Source organism: Blastomonas sp. UPD001 (genome assembly GCF_003426715.1).
In the GTDB taxonomy this organism is placed as follows: Bacteria; Pseudomonadota; Alphaproteobacteria; order Sphingomonadales; family Sphingomonadaceae; genus Blastomonas.
In genome coordinates, this window is sequence record NZ_QKVT01000001.1 from 661,351 (window position 1) to 678,462 (window position 17,112).

General features: G+C 65.7%; 20 protein-coding genes, 1 tRNA gene and 1 pseudogene. 12 read left to right on the forward strand and 10 right to left on the reverse strand.

Annotated elements, in window-relative coordinates; genetic code table 11:
- The 3 genes from DM995_RS03130 to rph all read right to left on the reverse strand — a co-directional run.
- Positions 1 to 701: coproporphyrinogen-III oxidase family protein (locus tag DM995_RS03130; RefSeq protein ID WP_232824008.1), on the reverse strand; the 701-nt coding region annotated here is incomplete at its 3' end.
- Positions 691 to 1,323: an RdgB/HAM1 family non-canonical purine NTP pyrophosphatase gene (gene rdgB, locus DM995_RS03135; protein ID WP_116968463.1), complete on the reverse strand. Its 633-nt coding sequence runs from the start codon at positions 1,321 to 1,323 to the stop codon at positions 691 to 693. The genes DM995_RS03130 and rdgB, both read right to left, overlap by 11 nt.
- Positions 1,324 to 1,327: 4 nt before the next feature.
- Positions 1,328 to 2,041 (reverse strand): ribonuclease PH, encoded by a 714-nt coding sequence (rph, locus tag DM995_RS03140; protein WP_116968464.1) that lies wholly within the window; start codon positions 2,039 to 2,041, stop codon positions 1,328 to 1,330.
- Positions 2,042 to 2,173: 132 nt separating this feature from the next.
- Here rph and DM995_RS03145 point away from each other — a divergent pair.
- Positions 2,174 to 2,249, forward strand: a tRNA-Val gene (locus DM995_RS03145).
- A 103-nt stretch (positions 2,250 to 2,352) separates the two neighbouring features.
- Entirely contained in the window at positions 2,353 to 2,550 is a 198-nt protein-coding gene (locus DM995_RS03150) for a hypothetical protein (protein ID WP_116968465.1), read from the forward strand.
- 10 nt (positions 2,551 to 2,560) lie between these two features.
- Here the strand turns inward: DM995_RS03150 and DM995_RS03155 are convergent, their stop codons facing one another.
- Complete coding sequence (locus DM995_RS03155) at positions 2,561 to 3,169, reverse strand: TlpA family protein disulfide reductase (protein ID WP_232824009.1); 609 nt, start codon at positions 3,167 to 3,169, stop codon at positions 2,561 to 2,563.
- Between the two features lie 19 nt (positions 3,170 to 3,188).
- On the opposite strand from DM995_RS03155, the gene argH reads away from it, so the two are divergent.
- From argH to DM995_RS03175, 4 genes and pseudogenes are all read left to right on the forward strand, one after another.
- Entirely contained in the window at positions 3,189 to 4,562 is a 1,374-nt protein-coding gene (argH, locus tag DM995_RS03160) for an argininosuccinate lyase (RefSeq protein WP_116968467.1), read from the forward strand.
- A gap of 2 nt (positions 4,563 to 4,564) precedes the next feature.
- The gene (locus tag DM995_RS03165; RefSeq protein ID WP_502696572.1) at positions 4,565 to 4,819 is read left to right on the forward strand and encodes a hypothetical protein; all 255 of its coding nucleotides are present in this window, start codon (positions 4,565 to 4,567) and stop codon (positions 4,817 to 4,819) included.
- A gap of 18 nt (positions 4,820 to 4,837) precedes the next feature.
- Entirely contained in the window at positions 4,838 to 6,094 is a 1,257-nt protein-coding gene (gene lysA / locus DM995_RS03170; RefSeq protein ID WP_116968469.1) for a diaminopimelate decarboxylase, read from the forward strand.
- Positions 6,091 to 6,673, forward strand: a pseudogene (locus DM995_RS03175) (precorrin-2 dehydrogenase/sirohydrochlorin ferrochelatase family protein). Before lysA ends, DM995_RS03175 begins: the two are co-directional and overlap by 4 nt.
- Here DM995_RS03175 and DM995_RS03180 read toward each other — a convergent pair.
- Both DM995_RS03180 and DM995_RS03185 read right to left on the reverse strand, forming a co-directional pair.
- Positions 6,636 to 7,064, reverse strand: a complete 429-nt coding sequence (locus tag DM995_RS03180) for a PaaI family thioesterase (protein ID WP_023836334.1) — start codon at positions 7,062 to 7,064, stop codon at positions 6,636 to 6,638. The pseudogene DM995_RS03175 and the gene DM995_RS03180 sit on opposite strands and share 38 nt — an antisense overlap.
- Before the next feature lie 3 nt (positions 7,065 to 7,067).
- Positions 7,068 to 7,520, reverse strand: coding sequence for a PaaI family thioesterase (locus DM995_RS03185; protein ID WP_023836333.1), 453 nt, complete (start codon positions 7,518 to 7,520; stop codon positions 7,068 to 7,070).
- 113 nt (positions 7,521 to 7,633) lie between these two features.
- Here DM995_RS03185 and DM995_RS21105 point away from each other — a divergent pair, with 113 nt between their 5' ends.
- Genes DM995_RS21105 through DM995_RS03200 form a run of 4 tightly spaced genes read left to right on the forward strand, consistent with a single transcriptional unit; the run spans position 7,634 to position 10,061 of the window.
- Positions 7,634 to 7,798 carry a hypothetical protein gene (locus DM995_RS21105; protein WP_023836332.1) on the forward strand — a complete coding sequence of 55 codons (165 nt, stop codon included), beginning with the start codon at positions 7,634 to 7,636 and terminating at the stop codon, positions 7,796 to 7,798.
- 21 nt (positions 7,799 to 7,819) lie between these two features.
- Positions 7,820 to 8,668, forward strand: a complete 849-nt coding sequence (locus DM995_RS03190) for a hypothetical protein (RefSeq protein WP_116968470.1) — start codon at positions 7,820 to 7,822, stop codon at positions 8,666 to 8,668.
- A gap of 2 nt (positions 8,669 to 8,670) precedes the next feature.
- A complete protein-coding gene (locus DM995_RS03195) occupies positions 8,671 to 9,543 on the forward strand; it encodes a transposase (protein ID WP_116968471.1) in 873 nt (290 codons plus the stop codon).
- A gap of 53 nt (positions 9,544 to 9,596) precedes the next feature.
- Positions 9,597 to 10,061, forward strand: a complete 465-nt coding sequence (locus DM995_RS03200; RefSeq protein WP_116968472.1) for a DUF2721 domain-containing protein — start codon at positions 9,597 to 9,599, stop codon at positions 10,059 to 10,061.
- Positions 10,062 to 10,117: 56 nt separating this feature from the next.
- On the opposite strand, the gene DM995_RS03205 is transcribed toward DM995_RS03200, so the two are convergent.
- Positions 10,118 to 10,762, reverse strand: coding sequence for a c-type cytochrome (locus DM995_RS03205; RefSeq protein WP_023836328.1), 645 nt, complete (start codon positions 10,760 to 10,762; stop codon positions 10,118 to 10,120).
- Between the two features lie 236 nt (positions 10,763 to 10,998).
- Between DM995_RS03205 and DM995_RS03210 the strand changes: the two genes are divergently transcribed.
- Positions 10,999 to 11,889 carry a prephenate dehydratase gene (locus DM995_RS03210; RefSeq protein ID WP_116970306.1) on the forward strand — a complete coding sequence of 297 codons (891 nt, stop codon included), beginning with the start codon at positions 10,999 to 11,001 and terminating at the stop codon, positions 11,887 to 11,889.
- A 6-nt stretch (positions 11,890 to 11,895) separates the two neighbouring features.
- Here the strand turns inward: DM995_RS03210 and DM995_RS03215 are convergent, their stop codons facing one another.
- Positions 11,896 to 13,239 (reverse strand): cation:proton antiporter, encoded by a 1,344-nt coding sequence (locus tag DM995_RS03215; protein ID WP_116968473.1) that lies wholly within the window; start codon positions 13,237 to 13,239, stop codon positions 11,896 to 11,898.
- On the reverse strand, positions 13,239 to 16,043 hold the full coding sequence (gene polA, locus DM995_RS03220; protein WP_116970307.1) for a DNA polymerase I: 2,805 nt from the start codon (positions 16,041 to 16,043) through the stop codon (positions 13,239 to 13,241). Before polA ends, DM995_RS03215 begins: the two co-directional genes overlap by 1 nt.
- Before the next feature lie 120 nt (positions 16,044 to 16,163).
- Here polA and DM995_RS03225 point away from each other — a divergent pair, with 120 nt between their 5' ends.
- A complete protein-coding gene (locus tag DM995_RS03225; RefSeq protein ID WP_116968474.1) occupies positions 16,164 to 16,448 on the forward strand; it encodes an entericidin EcnAB in 285 nt (94 codons plus the stop codon).
- A gap of 16 nt (positions 16,449 to 16,464) precedes the next feature.
- Here the strand turns inward: DM995_RS03225 and DM995_RS03230 are convergent.
- Positions 16,465 to 17,112 (reverse strand): MBL fold metallo-hydrolase (locus tag DM995_RS03230; protein ID WP_232824010.1); only part of this gene is annotated, 648 nt, incomplete at its 5' end.

Below are 17,112 nucleotides of genomic sequence, written 5' to 3' on the forward strand. Positions count from 1 at the left end.
AACAGATTGGCGCAATGGTCATCGTCGGCGGGGATCAGCTCGCCGCGCCGCACCAGCGTCTCGAAGCGCGTGCCGGGCTCGATCGTCAGCTGATAGAGCGAGAGGTGGCCGGTGCCGAAGCCGAGCGCGCGGGTCAGCTCCGCCTCCCACTGGCCGAGCGTCTGACCGGGCCGGGCATAGATCAGGTCGAACGATACGCGGCCGAAATGCTGCTGCGCAGTCGTCAGCGCGCGCAACCCCTCATCGACGCCATGCGCACGGCCGAGAAAGCCGAGCGTCGCATCGTCGAGCGCCTGCAGGCCGAGTGACACGCGGTTGACGCCCGCGCGCGCGAGATCGGCGAAGCGCGCGGCCTCGACCGAGGAGGGGTTAGCCTCGAGCGTGATCTCGATGTCGTGGCTGGCAGGCCAATAGGCGGTGGCCGCATCGATCAGCGCCTCGACCAAGGTGGGCGGCATCAACGACGGCGTGCCGCCGCCGAAGAAGATCGAGCCGAGCGAGCGCCCCGGCAGAAGCGCGGCTTCATGCGCGAGATCGGTGAGCAGCGCCTGTCGCCACTGCCCGAGATCGACGCTCTCGCGGACATGGCTGTTGAAATCGCAATAGGGGCATTTGGAGACGCAGAACGGCCAGTGGATGTAGAGCGCCAGCGGTTCTCCGCGCCCGCCAGCGGGAGGGGAGAGGGGACGGTCAGCGGTCAAGACAGGCCTTGACCAGCTTGGCAAAGGCATCGGCGCGATGGCTGATGGCGTGCTTGTGCTCCGGATCAAGTTCGGCGAAGGTCTGGTCGAAGCCCTGGGCGACGAAGACCGGATCGTAACCGAAACCCATAGTGCCGCGCGGCGGCCAGGTCAGCGATCCGTGGACCTGCCCCTCGAACACTTCCGAATGCCCATCGGGCCAGGCGAGCGCCAGCGTGCAGGTGAAATAGGCGCTGCGATCGACATCGGGGCCGAGTTCGCACAGGCATCCCTCGACCTTGCCCATCGCCATGTACCAGTCGCGGCCCGGCGCGCCCTCGAACCATTGCCGCTCGGCCCAGTCGGCGGTGTAGACGCCCGGCGCACCGCCCAGAGCCGCGACGCAAAGACCGCTGTCATCGGCGAGCGCGACGCAATTGGCCCCCTTGGCCGACGCATGCGCCTTGAGCAGCGCGTTTTCGGCAAAGCTGGTACCGGTCTCTTCGGGCTCGGGCAGGCCTAGATTGCCCGCCGAGACCGGCTCGATGCCGAACGGTTCAAGCAGCGCGCGGATCTCGCGCACCTTGCCCTGGTTGTGGCTGGCGATGACCAGCCTGCCGGGTTCGAGCCTGCGCGCGGTCATGACGTCAACCGACCGCCTTGCCCTGCGCCTCGAAAATCTGCGCGCATCCCATGCGCGCGAGGCGCAGCAGCCGCAACAGCGCTTCCTCGTCATAGGGCGCGCCCTCGGCGGTGGCCTGCGCTTCGGCGATGTTGCCGCCCTCGATCAGCACGAAATTGGCATCGGCATCGGCGTTCGAGTCCTCGATATAGTCGAGGTCGAGCACCGGTGTGCCCTGATGGATGCCGCAGCTGATCGCCGCGACCTTGGCGGTGATCGGATCTTCCTTGACCAGCCCCTGTGCCATCAGCCCATTCACCGCGAGGCGCAGCGCCACCCAGGCACCCGAGATCGACGCGGTGCGCGTGCCGCCATCGGCCTGGATGACATCGCAATCGACCGTGATCTGACGCTCGCCGAGCTTCTTCAAGTCCACGACCGCGCGCAAGGAACGGCCGATCAGCCGCTGGATTTCCTGCGTGCGGCCCGATTGCTTGCCCTTGGCCGCTTCGCGCTGGCCGCGCGTGTGCGTCGCGCGCGGCAGCATCGAATATTCCGCCGTGACCCAGCCTTCGCCCTTGCCCTTGAGCCAGGGGGGCAGCCGCTCCTCGATGCTCGCGGTCACCAGAACGCGGGTATCGCCGAAACCGATCAGGCAGCTGCCCTCGGCATGCTTGGTGAAGCCAGTCTCGATGCTGATGGCACGCATTTCGTCGGGGGCGCGGCCGGATGGGCGCATAGGTGATTCTCCAATAGGTCGGACCCGCTGTCCGTTCCGCGCCGATAGCGGCCCACTGGCCGATTGGAAAGCGCCAAGCCTCTTGCCAGCCGAATGCAAAAATGGCAGGGGACCCGCCTTGCCAGCGACCATGGGCGATTAGCTCAGTTGGTAGAGCATCTCGTTTACACCGAGAGGGTCGGCAGTTCGAGCCTGTCATCGCCCACCATGGTCGGCTAAGGCGTTGCCCGGATGCAACGCAGCTCACCAAAAGCGCAGCGAACCAGGTTTCGTTCAGCTACTGGTCAGGCTGTGCGCGACATCACACGCGCATGCCGAGCCACCTTGTCCTCTCCGTCATTCTGGGCAGCACCCTGCCGCTGCTGCCGGTGACGTTCGTCAATCTGGATCGCACCGTCCCGGCGCAGGAAGAATGCGCGACAAAAAAGCGGGTGGCAACCGTGCCTGCGCGCGCGAAGAAGGACGTGGCGCGCAAGCGCTGCCGCGTGATCGCGCCGATCCTGATGTAACGAGCCGCGCTCAGCCCTTCGCAGCGAGCGTCTCTTCCATCAGCGCCGATGCGCGGGTGCCGTTCCAGTCCATCCCGCCGATCATCCGCCACACTTCCTTGCCTTCGGCATCGTAGAGCACCGTCGTCGGCATCACGCCGGTCTGATAGCTGAAGCCCAGATTATTCTCCTGATCGGTATAGGGCTGCAGGTTCTTGAAGCCCTTTTCGGCGAAGAACGGGGCGATCTTGTCGAGATTCTGCATGTCCTGCGACACGGTCAATACCACGAGCCGGTCCTTTTCGCGCGCGGAGAGGGCATCCAGCGTCGGCATCTCGACCACACACGGACCGCACCAGGTCGCCCAGAGATTGACCAGCACAGGCTTGCCCTTGAACGCGGCGAGGGTGACCGTCTTGCCAGCGGGGTCCTTGAAGCTGACATCGGGCGCGGCCTTGCCCCGCTGCGAGATGTCGAGCGTGCCCGATAGCGGCACATTCGGGCCTGACTTCTCTGCGGTTTTTTCCGCGCCTGCGGGTTGCTCCCCGGCGGGCGATTGCCTATCGCACGCGCCAGTTGCCAGAGCGGCCAGGGCCACCACCGGCCAGAGGCTGCGGCGCGAAAGATGGACGATAGGCATGGGAAACAACTCCAACAGCATGTGGGGCGGACGCTTCGCCGCCGGGCCATCCGACGTGATGCGGGCCATAAATGCTTCGATCCCGTTCGACAAGGCGCTGTGGCGGCAGGATATTGACGGCTCGCTCGCGCATGTCGCGATGCTGGGCGCGCAGGGAATCATCCCTGCCGCCGATGCCGAGGCCATCGCGAACGGCCTCAAGCAGGTTGCAGAGGAATATGCCGCGAACGGCGTCGCCGAGGATTGGGCGCTCGAGGACATCCACATGCATGTCGAGGCGCGCCTCGCCGAGCTGATCGGTCCTGCTGCAGGGCGCCTGCACACCGCACGCTCGCGCAACGATCAGGTCGCGACCGATTTCCGGCTCTGGGTGCGCGATGCCTGCGATGCGGCCGATGCCGCGCTCAAGGCACTGCAGATCGCGCTGGTCGATCGCGCCGAACAGCATGTGGATGCGATCATGCCCGGTTTCACGCATCTGCAGATCGCGCAGCCAGTGACGCTCGGTCACCATCTGCTCGCCTATTACGAGATGTTCGCGCGCGATCGTGACCGCTTTGCCAGCGCGCGGGCGCGGATGAACCAGTGTCCGCTGGGATCGGCGGCGCTCGCCGGAACGGGCTTTCCGATCGACCGCGATGCCACGGCCAATGCACTCGGCTTCGACCGGCCCACCGCCAATTCGCTCGATGCGGTGTCGGACCGCGATTTCGCGCTCGATTACCTTAATGCCGCCGCGCAGTGCGCGCTGCACCTCTCGCGACTGGCCGAAGAATTCATCATCTGGGCGAGCCAGCCTTATGGCTTCGTCAAGCTGCCTGACAGTTTCTCGACCGGTTCGTCGATCATGCCGCAGAAGCGCAATCCCGATGCGGCCGAGCTGGTGCGCGGCCATGCCGGGCGGATCATCGGCTGCCAGACCGCGCTGATGGTGACGATGAAGGGCCTGCCGCTCGCCTATTCCAAGGACATGCAGGACGACAAGCCGCCGGTATTCGAATGCGAGGGCCTGCTGATGCTCAGCCTCGCCGCGATGACCGGCATGGTCGCCGAAACCGGGTTCGATACCGGCGCGATGCGCAAGGCGACCGAGCGCGGCTTCGCCACCGCGACCGATCTGGCCGACTGGCTGGTACGCCAGGCGGGCATACCGTTCCGCGAGGCGCACCATATTACCGGCGCGGTGGTCAAGCTGGCCGAGGGCAGGGGCGTGGCGCTCGACGCGCTGGCGCTGGACGAATTGCAGGCGATCGACCCGCGCATCACCGAGGCGGTCTATCCCGCGCTGTCGGTCGATGCCTCGGTTGCCAGCCGCAACAGCTATGGCGGCACCGCGCCCGATCAGGTAAGGCATCAGGTGGCCCGCGCCCGTGCCGCGCTGGCGGGAGAATGACGATGCCGCGTACCGCCCCCCTGATCGCCGCTGCTGCGCTCACCGCGCTGGTCGTGCTGCCCGGTTGCGGCAGCCGGCAGAAGCTCACCGCGGTCGAGGGGATGAAACCCGTGCCGCCCGCTTATGGCGCGGTCGGTGCCGCCGGGCCCAACGAGCTGCTCGAACCCAGCACCCAGTCGAGGCCCGAGCGCAATGTCGAGCTGCGCCGCAGGTCCGAAGCGCGGGTCGACGATCCGTTTGATCTTCCTCCCGAATAAGCAGGACTGTCCTTCTTCATGGATCATTTCGCACTGGTCGACGGCGAGCTGTTTGCCGAACGCGTTCCGCTTTCGCGCATTGCCGAGGAGGTCGGCACCCCGGTCTATGTCTATTCGCGCGCGACGCTCGAGCGCCATGCCGACGTGTTCCGCGAAGGCCTGGCAGGTGTGGAACGCAAGCATCTGGCATTTGCGGTAAAATCCAATCCCAACCTCGCGGTGCTCAAGGTGCTCGCGGGGCGCGGCTATGGCGCCGATGTCGTTTCCGCAGGCGAGCTCGACCGCGCGCTGGCCGCCGGCATCGCCGCGCAGGACATCGTGTTCTCGGGCGTCGGCAAGACCGAGGACGAGATGCGCCATGCGCTGGCCAAGGGCATCGGCCAGTTCAATATCGAGTCCGAAGAGGAAGGCCGGATGCTCGCTGCGGTCGCCGCCGCGATGGGCCTGACCGCGAACGCGACGCTGCGCATCAACCCCGATGTCGATGCGGGCACGCATGCCAAAATCTCGACCGGCAAGGCCGACAACAAGTTTGGCGTCGGGCTGCACGTCGGCCCCGGCATCTATCAGCGCCTGTCGCAGCTCCCCGGCATCGCGCTGCGCGGGGTGGCGGTGCATATCGGCAGCCAGCTGCTCAGCCTCGATCCGCTCGAAGCCGCGTTCGGCAAGATCGGCGAGCTGGTCGCGCATCTGCGTGAGCAGGGACATACGATTACCCATGTCGATCTGGGCGGCGGCCTGGGCGTGCCCTATCAGGCGGCGACCGAGCCGCCATCGCCCGCCGAATATGGCGCGCTGGTTGCCCGGGTGACGCGCGACTGGGACGCGGTGATCCAGTTCGAGCCGGGCCGCGTGATCGCGGGCAATGCCGGCGTGCTGCTCACCCGCGTGATCCGGATCAAGCCGGGCATTCGCGATCCGTTCGTTGTCGTCGATGCGGCCATGAACGATCTTGCCCGCCCCGCACTCTACGACGCCTGGCACGATTTCGAGGCAGTGCGCCCCGATGGCACGCGGATGACGGCGAATATCGTGGGGCCGGTCTGCGAGAGTGGCGACACCTTCGCCATGGGCCGCGACATCGACACGGTGGTCGCCGGCGATCTCGCGATCTTCCGCACCGCCGGAGCCTATGGCGCCACCATGGCGAGCAGCTATAACAGCCGCGGCATCGTCGCCGAGGTGCTGGTCGATGGCGACCGCTATGCCGTGGTCGCCAACCGCATCAGCCCGGCCGAGATCATGGCCGCGGAAACCGTGCCCGACTGGCTGTGAACCAGCTTCCCGTCTTCCTGAACCTGCGCGGGATGCCGGTCATCCTGCTGGGTGATGGCGAGATGGCGGATGCCAAGAGGCGGCTGATCGAGCGGGCAGGGGGGATTTGCGTCGCCGAGGACAATCGTGATGCTCGCATCGCCATCGTTGCACTGGAGGACGAGGCCGAAGCGGCTGACGCTGTCGCTCTGCTGAAGGCACGAGGGTTGCTGGTGAATGCCGTCGACCGGCCTGCGCTATGCGACTTTACCACGCCTGCGATCATCGACCGCGATCCGGTGCTGGTCGCCATCGGCACCGGCGGCGCGTCGGCGGGGCTCGCCAAGGCGCTGCGTCAGCGGTTCGAGGCGATGCTGCCTTTACACGCTGACGATTGCCTCGCCCGATCCCGACGATCTGACGCTGCGCCAGGTGCGGTTGCTGGGGAGCGCGGATCTGGTGCTGCATCCTGCCGACATGCCGCCGGCCATCCTGGCGCGCGCCCGCGCCGATGCGGCGATGCGCATCGATGATGGCCAGGCTGACGAGCCTGGCGTGGTCGTCAGGCTTGCTTGGGCGAGGACAAAAGGAAGTTCATGAAGATCGTGGCGATCGGCTTGGCGGGATCGTCCTGCCACGCCTTGGCCTCGACATTGGCGACGCGTCGCCCGATCCGGGTGACCTCGCCCAGCGCATAGGTCCGCGCCTCGCGCCCGCCGCGCATGAAACTGATGGTGATGTTGACTGGCTTGATCCGCACCGCCGGTTCTTCCGCCGCGACGGTGACGCGCAGCGCGGCGATCGCGGCGATCTCCATCAGCCCGCTCATCGCGCCGCCGTGCAGAAAGCCGGGCCGCCCCATGACATGCGGTCCGTAATCGAACGCCATCACCGGCAGGCCATTGCGGAGGTGATCGACGGTGATCCCCATCGTCTCGGCAAAGGGCGGCATGAAGCCGAGGATAGCATTCATGTCGGGATCGGCGCTCATCGTTCAGCCCAGGAAATTGTCGACGCGGATGAAGGTGCCCGCGACATGCGCCACCGGATCATCGGGATCGCCATCATGCGCGATGCCGCGCACGAACGCCATCGACCGGGTAACCTTGTAGCACTCGCCGCGCCCGATCACGGCCTTTGCGGGCGTGGCCGGACGCATGTAATCGACGCGAAGGTCGAGCGTCACCTGGGGGCGGAATTCGCCGATCGCGGTCCAGACCGAAAGGCTGGTGGCATTGTCCATCAGGCTGATGATCGGGCCCGAGGCGATGATGCCGCTTTCGGCATCGCCGACCAACCGCTCGGAATAGGGCAGCTCCATTTCCACCCAGCCCGTACCATGCGCGCGATAGCGCATGCCGAGATGCCCGCCATGGCCGAGCTTGCCCAATATGCCCTCGAAGGCGCTGGGATCGAACCCTGCTGCAGACTTGGCGGAATCGGTCATGCGCGCGGCTCGATTCGGGATGCGGCGGGATTAACGGACGATAACTGGATCATGGCCGGCGGACTGTGCACGCTGCTGCGCACAGGTCAACCCGCCACGAAGAAAGGCCCGGCATGGCACCGCACGAAACCGATCCGGTCATCCACATCACCGACTTGCCCGACTATCCCGAACCGGTTGCCCTGCATGGGGCCAGGCTCGGCTCGGGTGCAGCGCTCGGCGCCAACGATGACCTGTGGATCATCGCGGTGATCCTCGTTTACGAAACCGGTGGATGAGCGAACGGGGCCGGCGCTGCCATGACCCCGCAGACCTGGCTGGCGCGTTTTCGGGAGGACAGCAACGGCATGTCTCCGCACGACCAAGCCGATGCGCTCTGGCCGCAGCTCCGCCGGGAGGCATTCGTACGCGACTGGCTGCGCGCCTGCGTAATCGATATGGCGCAGGACACCGTCCCCCTACCGCCGGGCTATAGCGATCCGACGGTGCGTTCGCTGGTTCTGTTCGATGACGGGGACGTCCACCTCTCGCTCGCGATGTTCGATGCGCAGGCCTGGAGCGCTGCCCGATCCGACCAGGACACGCTCGAATTTGCCGATGGGTGGACGCGGCTATGGTTCGTCCGTGCAGACCGGGTCGAAGCGCAGCGGATCTGCCGGACCGACACGCCGCAAGCGGGGGTCCGCCGGGATCCGCCCCGGCAGGTAAGGCCTGGTCAGGAGTTCCTGCTCGACAATGCCAGCGAGATATTGCGCTTCATCGCGATTGGCGGCGCATGCATCTTCCTGCGGCTTCTCGTCCGCAATCCGATGCAACGCCATGCCGTCGAGCACGATGCCGCCTCGGGGGCCATCGTGCGCATACGGCAAGCCCAGGCGCACGAGGGAAGGCTGCAGATGACGCTCTCGCTGCTGCGTTCGCTGGGGCGGGCGGATGCGATCGACACGATAGCCGACAAGCTGCAAGGCTGGCCCCCGGACCTGCGCTGGCATGGCGTGCGCGAGGCACTTGCGCTGGACTCGCGCCGGGGCTTTGCCATTCTCGAAGCGATGAGCCGCGAAGACCCGGACCCGATGCTGCGGACACTGGCACGGGAAACGCGCGACAGGCTGCTGCAGGCGCATCCGCAACTCGGGGAGATCGCCTGAGAATGGCAATCGTCATTGAAACCGAGGCTGCGGAGCCCTGTTCGCTCGACGAGTGCCAGGCCGCGCTCGACCGCGAGGGCTTCGATCCCGACAGCCCCGGATCGGTCCGGCATGCCGCCCAATGGCTGGCAAGGCTCGCGGCCAATCGGCACTTTCTCGGCGATCTTGCCATCGGCGAACTCGGGCGCGATTGCCGACGCCGCGGCGGGCAGGGCTACTCCCCGCAGGTCATGATGCTCGGCGAGCCTCGCCCGGGCTGGTTCATGCGCGCCAATATCTGGCCTTCGGCACAAGAGGCGGTGCTGCGCACCAGTGGCGAGGCGGCGTTCGTCTATGGTCTGGCGCACGACCATAATTTCGACTTTCTGACCGTCGGCTATCATGGGCCAGGCTATGCGAGCGACCATTACGAGGTGGAGCCCGACACCATGATCGGGCTGGTCGGGGAGAAGGTTGCGCTGCGGTTCAAGGGGCGCGCGGTGCTGAAACAGGGTCAGGTGATGCACTATCGCGCGCGCCGTGACGTGCACTGCCAGTTCGCTCCATCGAGCCTGTCGGTGTCGATCAACCTGATGCACAGCGCCGCAGCCCAGCGCTGGACCGACCAGTTCCAGTACGATCTTGCCAACCAGACAATCTCGCGGGTGCTGACCGCCTGTACCGCCGACAGCGTGGCGATGCTGGCGCTGGCGCTCGACCCCGAAGGATCCCGACACGACATCGCGGCCATAGCCGATCGGCATCGGCAACCCCGGCTGCGATGGTCGGCGATCCAGGCGCTGGCACGCGCGCAGGGCCCCTGCGTCTTCCATCGCCACAAGATCGACGGCAATGCATGGCTGGCGAGGCGTTGCGCCGCGGCGATAAGCGATTGATGGGTTGCGCGGCCCGGCTATAGTCGCCCCTCGCGACGGGAGGGCGGGCCGGCATGTTCATGGCAGATTTCGATATCGGGCAGATCGGCAAGCTGATCCAGATCGCCATGGCCCCGGCCTTCCTGCTGCTCGCAACGGGCAATATCCTGCAGATGTTCGCCAACCGGCTGGCGCGGGTCGTCGATCGCGAGCGCGTGCAGATGGCCGAATTCCACCGCACGCAGGGCGACGCGCATGTCCGCGTCGTCAATGAGCTGCGCATGCTCGACCGCCGCGCCGATATCGTCAACAAGGCGATCCTGATGGGCACATTGAGCGCGATCACGGTTGGCATGGTCATCGCCTCGATTTTCGTGCTGTCGCTCACCGGCTATCGCTTCGGCCAGATCGTCGCGGGCGGCTTCATCCTGGCGATGGTGTTCCTCATCTCGGGGCTCGTGCTGTTCGTGCTCGAAATCCGCATGGCGATGCACACGATCCGTATCGAGGAACGGCTGCTCAGGCTCGACGAGGAATGAAAAAGGCCCCGCCATCACTGGCGGAGCCTTCGATTCCGTAACGCTGGCTGCAGCGATCAGCCGCCGGCAGGGGCCGGGGCAGCGGCGGCGCCTTCGGCTGCCGGGGCAGCTTCGCCTTCTGCCGGGGCTGCGGCACCGTCAGCAGCAGGGGCGGCATCTGCCGCTGGCGCGGCGGGCAGCGGCAGCGGGCTGCCCGACTGCGTGTTCATCCACGCCATCAGGTTGGCGCGGTCTTCCGCCTTGCCCAGACCCGCGAAGCTCATCTTGGTGCCATCGGCATAGGCCTTGGGCGAGGTGAGCCACTTGTTCATTTCCTCGAAGGTCCACGGACCCGACTTGCTCTTCAGCGCGTCCGAATAGGCAAAGCCGGCCACCGAAGCATGCGGCTTGCCGAGAACGCCATAAAGATTGGGGCCGATGCCATTGGCCCCGCCGCTGTTGATCGAGTGGCACGACGAGCACTTGGCGAAGACCTTCTCGCCCTTGGCCGGATCGGCGCTCGCCAGCAGGGTCGCGATCGGAACCTCGGCAGCGCCGCCCTCGCCTTCGGACGAGACGACGCCTTCGATCACATAGCCGAGCTTTTCGGGGCGCTCGGGCTTGTCGGCATGGAATACCTTGCCGCTGACGATCGAGAGGCCAAGGGCGCAGATGCCCCCCGCAAGAACCCAACCTGCAATCGTGTTTTTGCTGTCCTGCATGCCCTGTTGCCTCATCTTTGGTAGGGACGCCATGTCGGCACGGCGCCCTGAACGGTCGTCATCGGATCAGACCGGCTGTGTGCGCCCGTCTTTTCGCCCTGTTGAAAGGCCCCGTTGCCGCGTCGCAACAGGGCCGGTCAGCCGCCCCCTCTAATCATCGTCCGGTCGCTCTGCAAGCCCAGAGATGCGCGATTTCGCCTTGTCGTTACGGCTGGGCCTGCCTATGCGGCATGCCCATGCAAAGCTATCCTGAGATCGCCCGCCAGATGGTCGAGGACATGGCCCGAATCGCCTCCGCCGAACCGCAGCGGGCGATCGCCTATCAAGGCGCGCCGGGAGCCTATTCGCATATCGCGGCCCGCGCCTTTGCGCCGGACTGCCATCCGCTGCCGTGCTTCTCGTTCCAGGATGCGATGGATGCGGTGAAGGACGGCCGTGCAGCGCGCGCGATCATCCCGATCGAGAATTCGCAGCACGGGCGCGTCGCGGACATCCATTTCCTGCTGCCCGAAAGCGGCCTGACGATCGTGGCCGAATATTTCCTGCCGGTGCGCCACTGCCTGCTCGCGAAGGGTGAAGGGCCCTACACCGCGGCGGTAAGCCATCCGCAGGCGCTCGGCCAGACGCGGCATTATCTGCGGGCGCACGGGCTCGAGCCCATCAATTATCCCGATACCGCAGGCGCGGCGGCGTTCGTGGCCGAATCGAGCGAGCCCGGTCTCTGCGCGGTCGCCTCGCAGCTGGCGGGCGAGGTGTTCGGCCTCAAGGTGGTGGAACAGGGCATCGAAGACGCCGCGCACAACATGACGCGCTTCGTCGTGCTGGCGGCCCATCGCGACGATCCTATGCCGGACGTTTCCAAGGTGATGACCACCTTCATCTTCGAGGTAAAGAACATCCCCGCAGCCTTGTTCATGGCATTGTCGGGCTTTGCCACCAACGGCATCAACATGACCAAGCTGGAAAGCTATATCCGCGACGGCAGCTTCGCTGCCGCCGAGTTCTATGCGGATATCGAGGGCATGCCCGGCCAGCCCGCGGTCGACCGCGCGCTCGAGGTGCTGGGCTATCACAGCAAGTGGGTGCGCATCCTGGGCAGCTATCCGCAGGCGATGTCGCGCGAATAGGGCGGTTCATTCGTCCTTGTTGTAGATTCGCCGCGACAGGTGCCGCATGAGCGGCGTGACGGTCAGCCCGTGCAGCAGGATCGATCCGAGCACTATCAAGCCCAGGGTTTCCCATAGACTGTGCTGCTCGGCAAAATCGCCATGGTTCAGGCCGAAAGCGAGATAATAGACCGAGCCCAGCCCGCGGATGCCGAAAAAGGCGATCACGAACTTTTCCAGCGGAGGCCGGTCGACCCCGACCAGCCCGAGATAGCCGATCACCGGTCGGATCACGAGCAGCACCAGGGCGGCCACGATGATGTTGCTCCACCCGATATCGGCGAGCAACTCGCCGCCGGTGAGCATGCCGCCGAACAGGACGAGCAGCACCATCATCACCAGGCGTTCGGTCTCGTCGGCAAAGGCGTGCATCTCGGTGTTGAAATCGTCGCCCTCGGCCGAGCGGCGCAGGATGAGCCCGGCGATGAACACCGCCAGAAACCCATAGCCATGCGCGAACTCGGCCATCGCATAGATGGCGAGGGTGGCGCCGAGCGCGATGAAGCCGTCGCCGGTGCGCGATAGCCGCGTGTCCTGCGGCAGGCGATAGATGATCTGGCCTAGCAGCCATCCGCCCGCGCCGCCGACCAGCGCTCCGACCGTCAGCCGCCAGACGACGTCATGCCACAGCCATTCGGCCAGCACCCCGCCGGACAAAGATGCGGCGCTGGCGGCAATGGCGAGATGGACGAACGGGAAGGCGAGGGCGTCGTTGAGCCCGGCTTCGGATGTCAGGGCAAAGCGGGCCTCGTCGCTATCCTCGCTATCGGGCTTTTCGATCTGGACATCGGCCGCGAGGACCGGGTCGGTCGGCGCGAGACAGGCCCCGAGCAGCAGCGCCGAGGCGAGCGGGAGGCCAAGGATGGAAAGGCCCGAAAGCGCGATGAACGCGATGGTCAGCGGCATCACGATCGCCAGCAGCCGCACGGTGATCGACCAGCCCGCCCAGCTCAGCGGCCTGCCAATCTTGAGGCCCGCGCCCATCAGCGAGACGATGACGATGAACTCGCTCGCCTTTTCGATCAGCACCGGCGATTCGACCGGATGCGGCGAGAACTGCGCCAGCGGCGTCCAGGCGAAGACCGCCATGCCCATGCCGACAAAGATGATCGGCAATGACAGCGGCAGTTTCTTGAGCAGCAGAGGCAGCCAGGCGACGAGCAGCACGACCAGCCCAATGCTGAGCAGCCAGAGCTTGTAGTGCTCGACCAGAAACTGCCCGATCGTGGACAGGAAGAGCGGATCGGAAAAGGCGGTGCTGTCCAAGTCCGGGGTCTGGGGAATGATCGACTGCCGAACCCAGGATATCATCAGTGTGCCGCCCCCCAACTCGGCCCGGTGCCGATCTCCACGCCCAAGGGTACGCTGAGCGTTACCGCCGGTTCCGCCGCATTCTCCATGACCGAACGGATCACGGCGGAGGCCGCCTCGACATCGGCCTCGGGCAGCTCGAACACCAGTTCGTCATGCACCTGCAACAGCATGCGGACATGGCCGAGCCCTGCTGCGTCGAGCGCGGGGCCCATGCGCACCATTGCGCGCTTGATGATGTCGGCGCTGGTGCCCTGGATCGGCGCGTTGATCGCCGCGCGCTCGCTTCCCTGGCGTTCGGCCTGGTTCTTGGAGGTGATGCGCGGGAAATGCGTCTTGCGCCCGAACAGGGTCTCGGTGAAGCCGCATTCGCGCGCGCTTTCCAGCGTCTCGGCGATATAGCGGTTGATCCCCGGGAAGCGCTGGAAATAGGTATCAATCATCGCCTGCGCTTCTTCGGCGCTCACCTCGAGCCGCCCGGCCAGGCCCCAGCGGGAAATGCCGTAGAGGATCGCGAAGTTGATGGTCTTGGCGCGCCCGCGCGTATCGCGATTGACCTCGCCGAACAGCTCCTGCGCGGTTCTGTTGTGAATGTCCTCGCCCTTGGCAAAGGCATCGCGCAGCGTCTCGACATCGGCCATGTGCGCCGCGAGGCGAAGCTCGATCTGGCTGTAGTCCGCCGCCAGGATGACATTGCCGGGCTCGGCGACAAAGGCATGGCGGATCTGGCGGCCGATCTCGGTGCGGATCGGAATGTTCTGAAGGTTCGGCTCGGTCGAGGACAGCCGCCCGGTCTGCGCGCCGACCAGGCTGTAGCTGGTGTGCACGCGGCCCGTCTTCGGGTTGATCTGCTCCTGCAGCGCGTCGGTATAGGTTGACTTGAGCTTCGACAGCTGGCGCCAGTCGAGCACCTTGCGCGAGATTTCCGATCCTTCGGCGGCGAGCTTTTCGAGCACGGTGACATCGGTCGAATAGGCGCCGGTCTTGCCCTTCTTGCCGCCCTTGAGGCCCAGCTTTTCGAACAGGATCTCGCCGAGCTGCTTGGGGCTGCCGATGGCAAAGCTCTGGCCCGCGAGCTCGTGGATCTCGCCCTCGAGCGCGGCCATGCGTGTGGCAAAATCCTGGCTCAGCGCCGCGAGCTGCTCGCGATCGACCTTGATGCCGTGGCGCTCCATCCCGGCGACGACGGGGATGAGCGGGCGATCGACATTCTGGTAGATTCGCGTGGCGCCTTCGACCGGCAGGCGCGGGCGCAGCACGTGCCACAGCCGCAGCGTGACATCGGCGTCCTCGGCGGCATAGCGCGTCGCATCGGCAAGCGGCACCTCGTTGAAGCCGATCTGCTTCTTCCCGGTGCCGGTCAGCGACTTGAAGCTGATGCACTGGTGCCCCAGATGCCGGTCGGCGAGCGCATCCATGCCGTGCCCGCCGGTGCCGAATTCCTGTCCCGCGTCGAGGTTGAAGCTCATCACCATCGTGTCGTCGATCGGCGAGACATGCACGCCGTGGCGCGCGAGCACGTTGAGATCGTATTTGAGGTTCTGGCCGATCTTCAGAACGGCATCGTCCTCGAGCAGCGGCTTGAGCCGGGCGATGGCCTGGTCGAGCGCGATCTGCTGCGGCTTCTCGGCGAACATGTCGTTGCTGCCATGGCCGAGCGGGATATAGCAGGCCTCGCCCGGGGCGATCGCCAGACTGACCCCGACCAGGGCCGCCTGCATCGAATCGAGCGAATCCGTCTCGGTATCGACCGCGACCATGCCCACGGCGCGCGCCCTGGCGATCCAGGCATCGAGCGTGTCGATATCCTGCACGCAGACATAGTCGTCGAGATCGATCGCGGACATGGCGAGCGGCTGCGGCGCAATCGCATTGTCGCTGCGCGGGGCGTCGGCCGTCGCTCCCGATGGGGCAGGGGCCACATCCGCCGGGCCGCTCGCCCCCAGCTTGCGGAGCAGGCTGGTAAAGCCATGCTTGGTCAGGAACGCGGCGAGCGGCTCGGGAGGAATGTCCTTGAGCAGGAAATCGTCGAGCTCGTTGGGCAGCGGGCAATCGTCCTTGAGCGTGACGAGGATCTTGCTCAGCCGCGCCATATCGGCCTGCTCGATCAGGCTGTCGCGCATCTTGGACGGCTTCATCGAGGGCGCTGCCGCCAGCACGCTCTCCAGATCGCCATGCTCGACGATCAGCTTGGACGCCGTCTTGGGGCCGATGCCGCGGATGCCGGGCACATTGTCGACCGCATCGCCCATCAGCGCGAGCACATCGCCGAGTTGTTCGGGAGTGACCCCGAATTTCTCCATCACCGCCTCGGGGCCCAGCCTAGCGTTCTTCATCGTATCGAGCATGTCGAGCCCGGGCTGGATCAGCTGCATCAGATCCTTGTCGGAGCTGACGATGGTGACCTTCCAGCCCTTGGCGAGCGCATCCTTGGCATAGCTCGCGATGATGTCGTCCGCCTCGACATTGTCCTCCTCGATGCAGGGCATCGAAAAGGCGCGCGTCGCATCGCGGATGAGCGGAAATTGCGGGACCAGATCCTCGGGCGGCTCGGGGCGGTGGGCCTTGTACTGGTCGTAGAGTTCGTTGCGGAAGCTCTGCGAGCTCTTGTCGAGAATCACCGCCATATGGGTCGGGCCATCGGCCTTGTGCAGGTCATCGGCCAGCTTCCAGAGCATGGTCGTATAGCCATAGACCGCGCCGACCGGCGTGCCTTCCGGGTTGGTCAGCGGCGGAAGCCGGTGATAGGCGCGGAAGATGTACGAGGAGCCGTCGACGAGGTAGAGATGGTTCTGCTGTGCCATGCCGGCAGCGATAGCAGCGCCATCGGGCAGGGTCATGCAATTTTGGAACCGCCCATGCCATGGCGCGTAAGCGGAGCGGGGAAGGTGCCGAACCGGGCACCCTTATGAAGGAGCTATCCCATGCGAAATCTTGCCATTGCCAGCGTCGCTGCCCTCGCTCTGGGCCTCGCTGCCTGTTCGGCCGAGACCGAGAACAAGACCGAAGCCGCAGCCGATGCCGCCGGTGAAGATATCGAATCCAATGTGAACGCCGCTGGCGAAGTCATCGAGAATGCCGCCGATGACGTCGAGGCGAGCGTTGACGAAGCCGCGAAGGATCTCGACGCCGAGGCCGACAGGGCGGGCGACAAGATCGAGAAGGAATGGGACGACGCCAAGGCCGAAGCCGAGGAAGAAGCGCAGTAATCCTGTTCCGTACGCGTTACAGCAGATCAGCCTGTTCGATCCGGTCGCTGCCGGCGGGCAGGCTGATCTGCATTCCGTCCTCGCCCATGACGACCTTGCCCGGATAGGCCTTCGCCACGCCACGCAGGAAATAGGGGTGCAGCAGCCTTGAAGGCATGCGCGGGACGATATGGGTGAAGACCAGCATCCTCGCCTTGCCCTTCCGCGCAATCCCGGCCACCGCCACCGGCGAACTGTGATAGCCCGGAATGTCGGACATGATCTTCGCGATGCGCCGGTCGCCACGCGCCGCAGCGGACTCCGAAATCCTGCCGACCATCGCGGGGTTGAGCACCTCATGCACCAGCACATCGCAACCATTGCACGCCCGTGCCACCGTTGAGGTCGGCGCGGTGTCGCCGCTGATGACGACCGATCGGCCCTTGTACACGAAGCGATAGCCGAGCGCGGGTTCGACCGGATCGTGCTTCACGCTGAACGCGCTGATCTTCACGCCGCCGCGATTGTAGACCAGACGTGGATCAGCGGCCGAGTTTATGGTCAGCGCCCGCGCGCCTGCGCCGCTGCGTGGCATGATGTCCGCACCGTGATGCGCGATGCGATAGCCGTAATCGGCGGTATAGGCGGTGTCGAATCCGCTCACGACCCGCTTGACTCCTTGCGG

What these genes read in the sequence shown, in the direction of transcription:
- rdgB (WP_116968463.1), bottom strand. Translation starts at nt 1,323, where the DNA reads ATGACCGCGCGCAGGCTCGAACCCGGCAGGCTGGTCATCGCCAGCCAC.
- rph (WP_116968464.1), bottom strand. Translation starts at nt 2,041, where the DNA reads ATGCGCCCATCCGGCCGCGCCCCCGACGAAATGCGTGCCATCAGCATC.
- DM995_RS03150 (WP_116968465.1), top strand. Translation starts at nt 2,353, where the DNA reads ATGCCGAGCCACCTTGTCCTCTCCGTCATTCTGGGCAGCACCCTGCCG.
- DM995_RS03155 (WP_232824009.1), bottom strand. Translation starts at nt 3,169, where the DNA reads ATGCCTATCGTCCATCTTTCGCGCCGCAGCCTCTGGCCGGTGGTGGCC.
- argH (WP_116968467.1), top strand. Translation starts at nt 3,189, where the DNA reads ATGTGGGGCGGACGCTTCGCCGCCGGGCCATCCGACGTGATGCGGGCC.
- DM995_RS03165 (WP_502696572.1), top strand. Translation starts at nt 4,565, where the DNA reads ATGCCGCGTACCGCCCCCCTGATCGCCGCTGCTGCGCTCACCGCGCTG.
- lysA (WP_116968469.1), top strand. Translation starts at nt 4,838, where the DNA reads ATGGATCATTTCGCACTGGTCGACGGCGAGCTGTTTGCCGAACGCGTT.
- DM995_RS03180 (WP_023836334.1), bottom strand. Translation starts at nt 7,064, where the DNA reads ATGAGCGCCGATCCCGACATGAATGCTATCCTCGGCTTCATGCCGCCC.
- DM995_RS03185 (WP_023836333.1), bottom strand. Translation starts at nt 7,520, where the DNA reads ATGACCGATTCCGCCAAGTCTGCAGCAGGGTTCGATCCCAGCGCCTTC.
- DM995_RS21105 (WP_023836332.1), top strand. Translation starts at nt 7,634, where the DNA reads ATGGCACCGCACGAAACCGATCCGGTCATCCACATCACCGACTTGCCC.
- DM995_RS03190 (WP_116968470.1), top strand. Translation starts at nt 7,820, where the DNA reads ATGACCCCGCAGACCTGGCTGGCGCGTTTTCGGGAGGACAGCAACGGC.
- DM995_RS03195 (WP_116968471.1), top strand. Translation starts at nt 8,671, where the DNA reads ATGGCAATCGTCATTGAAACCGAGGCTGCGGAGCCCTGTTCGCTCGAC.
- DM995_RS03200 (WP_116968472.1), top strand. Translation starts at nt 9,597, where the DNA reads ATGTTCATGGCAGATTTCGATATCGGGCAGATCGGCAAGCTGATCCAG.
- DM995_RS03205 (WP_023836328.1), bottom strand. Translation starts at nt 10,762, where the DNA reads ATGCAGGACAGCAAAAACACGATTGCAGGTTGGGTTCTTGCGGGGGGC.
- DM995_RS03210 (WP_116970306.1), top strand. Translation starts at nt 10,999, where the DNA reads ATGCAAAGCTATCCTGAGATCGCCCGCCAGATGGTCGAGGACATGGCC.
- DM995_RS03215 (WP_116968473.1), bottom strand. Translation starts at nt 13,239, where the DNA reads ATGATATCCTGGGTTCGGCAGTCGATCATTCCCCAGACCCCGGACTTG.
- polA (WP_116970307.1), bottom strand. Translation starts at nt 16,043, where the DNA reads ATGGCACAGCAGAACCATCTCTACCTCGTCGACGGCTCCTCGTACATC.
- DM995_RS03225 (WP_116968474.1), top strand. Translation starts at nt 16,164, where the DNA reads ATGCGAAATCTTGCCATTGCCAGCGTCGCTGCCCTCGCTCTGGGCCTC.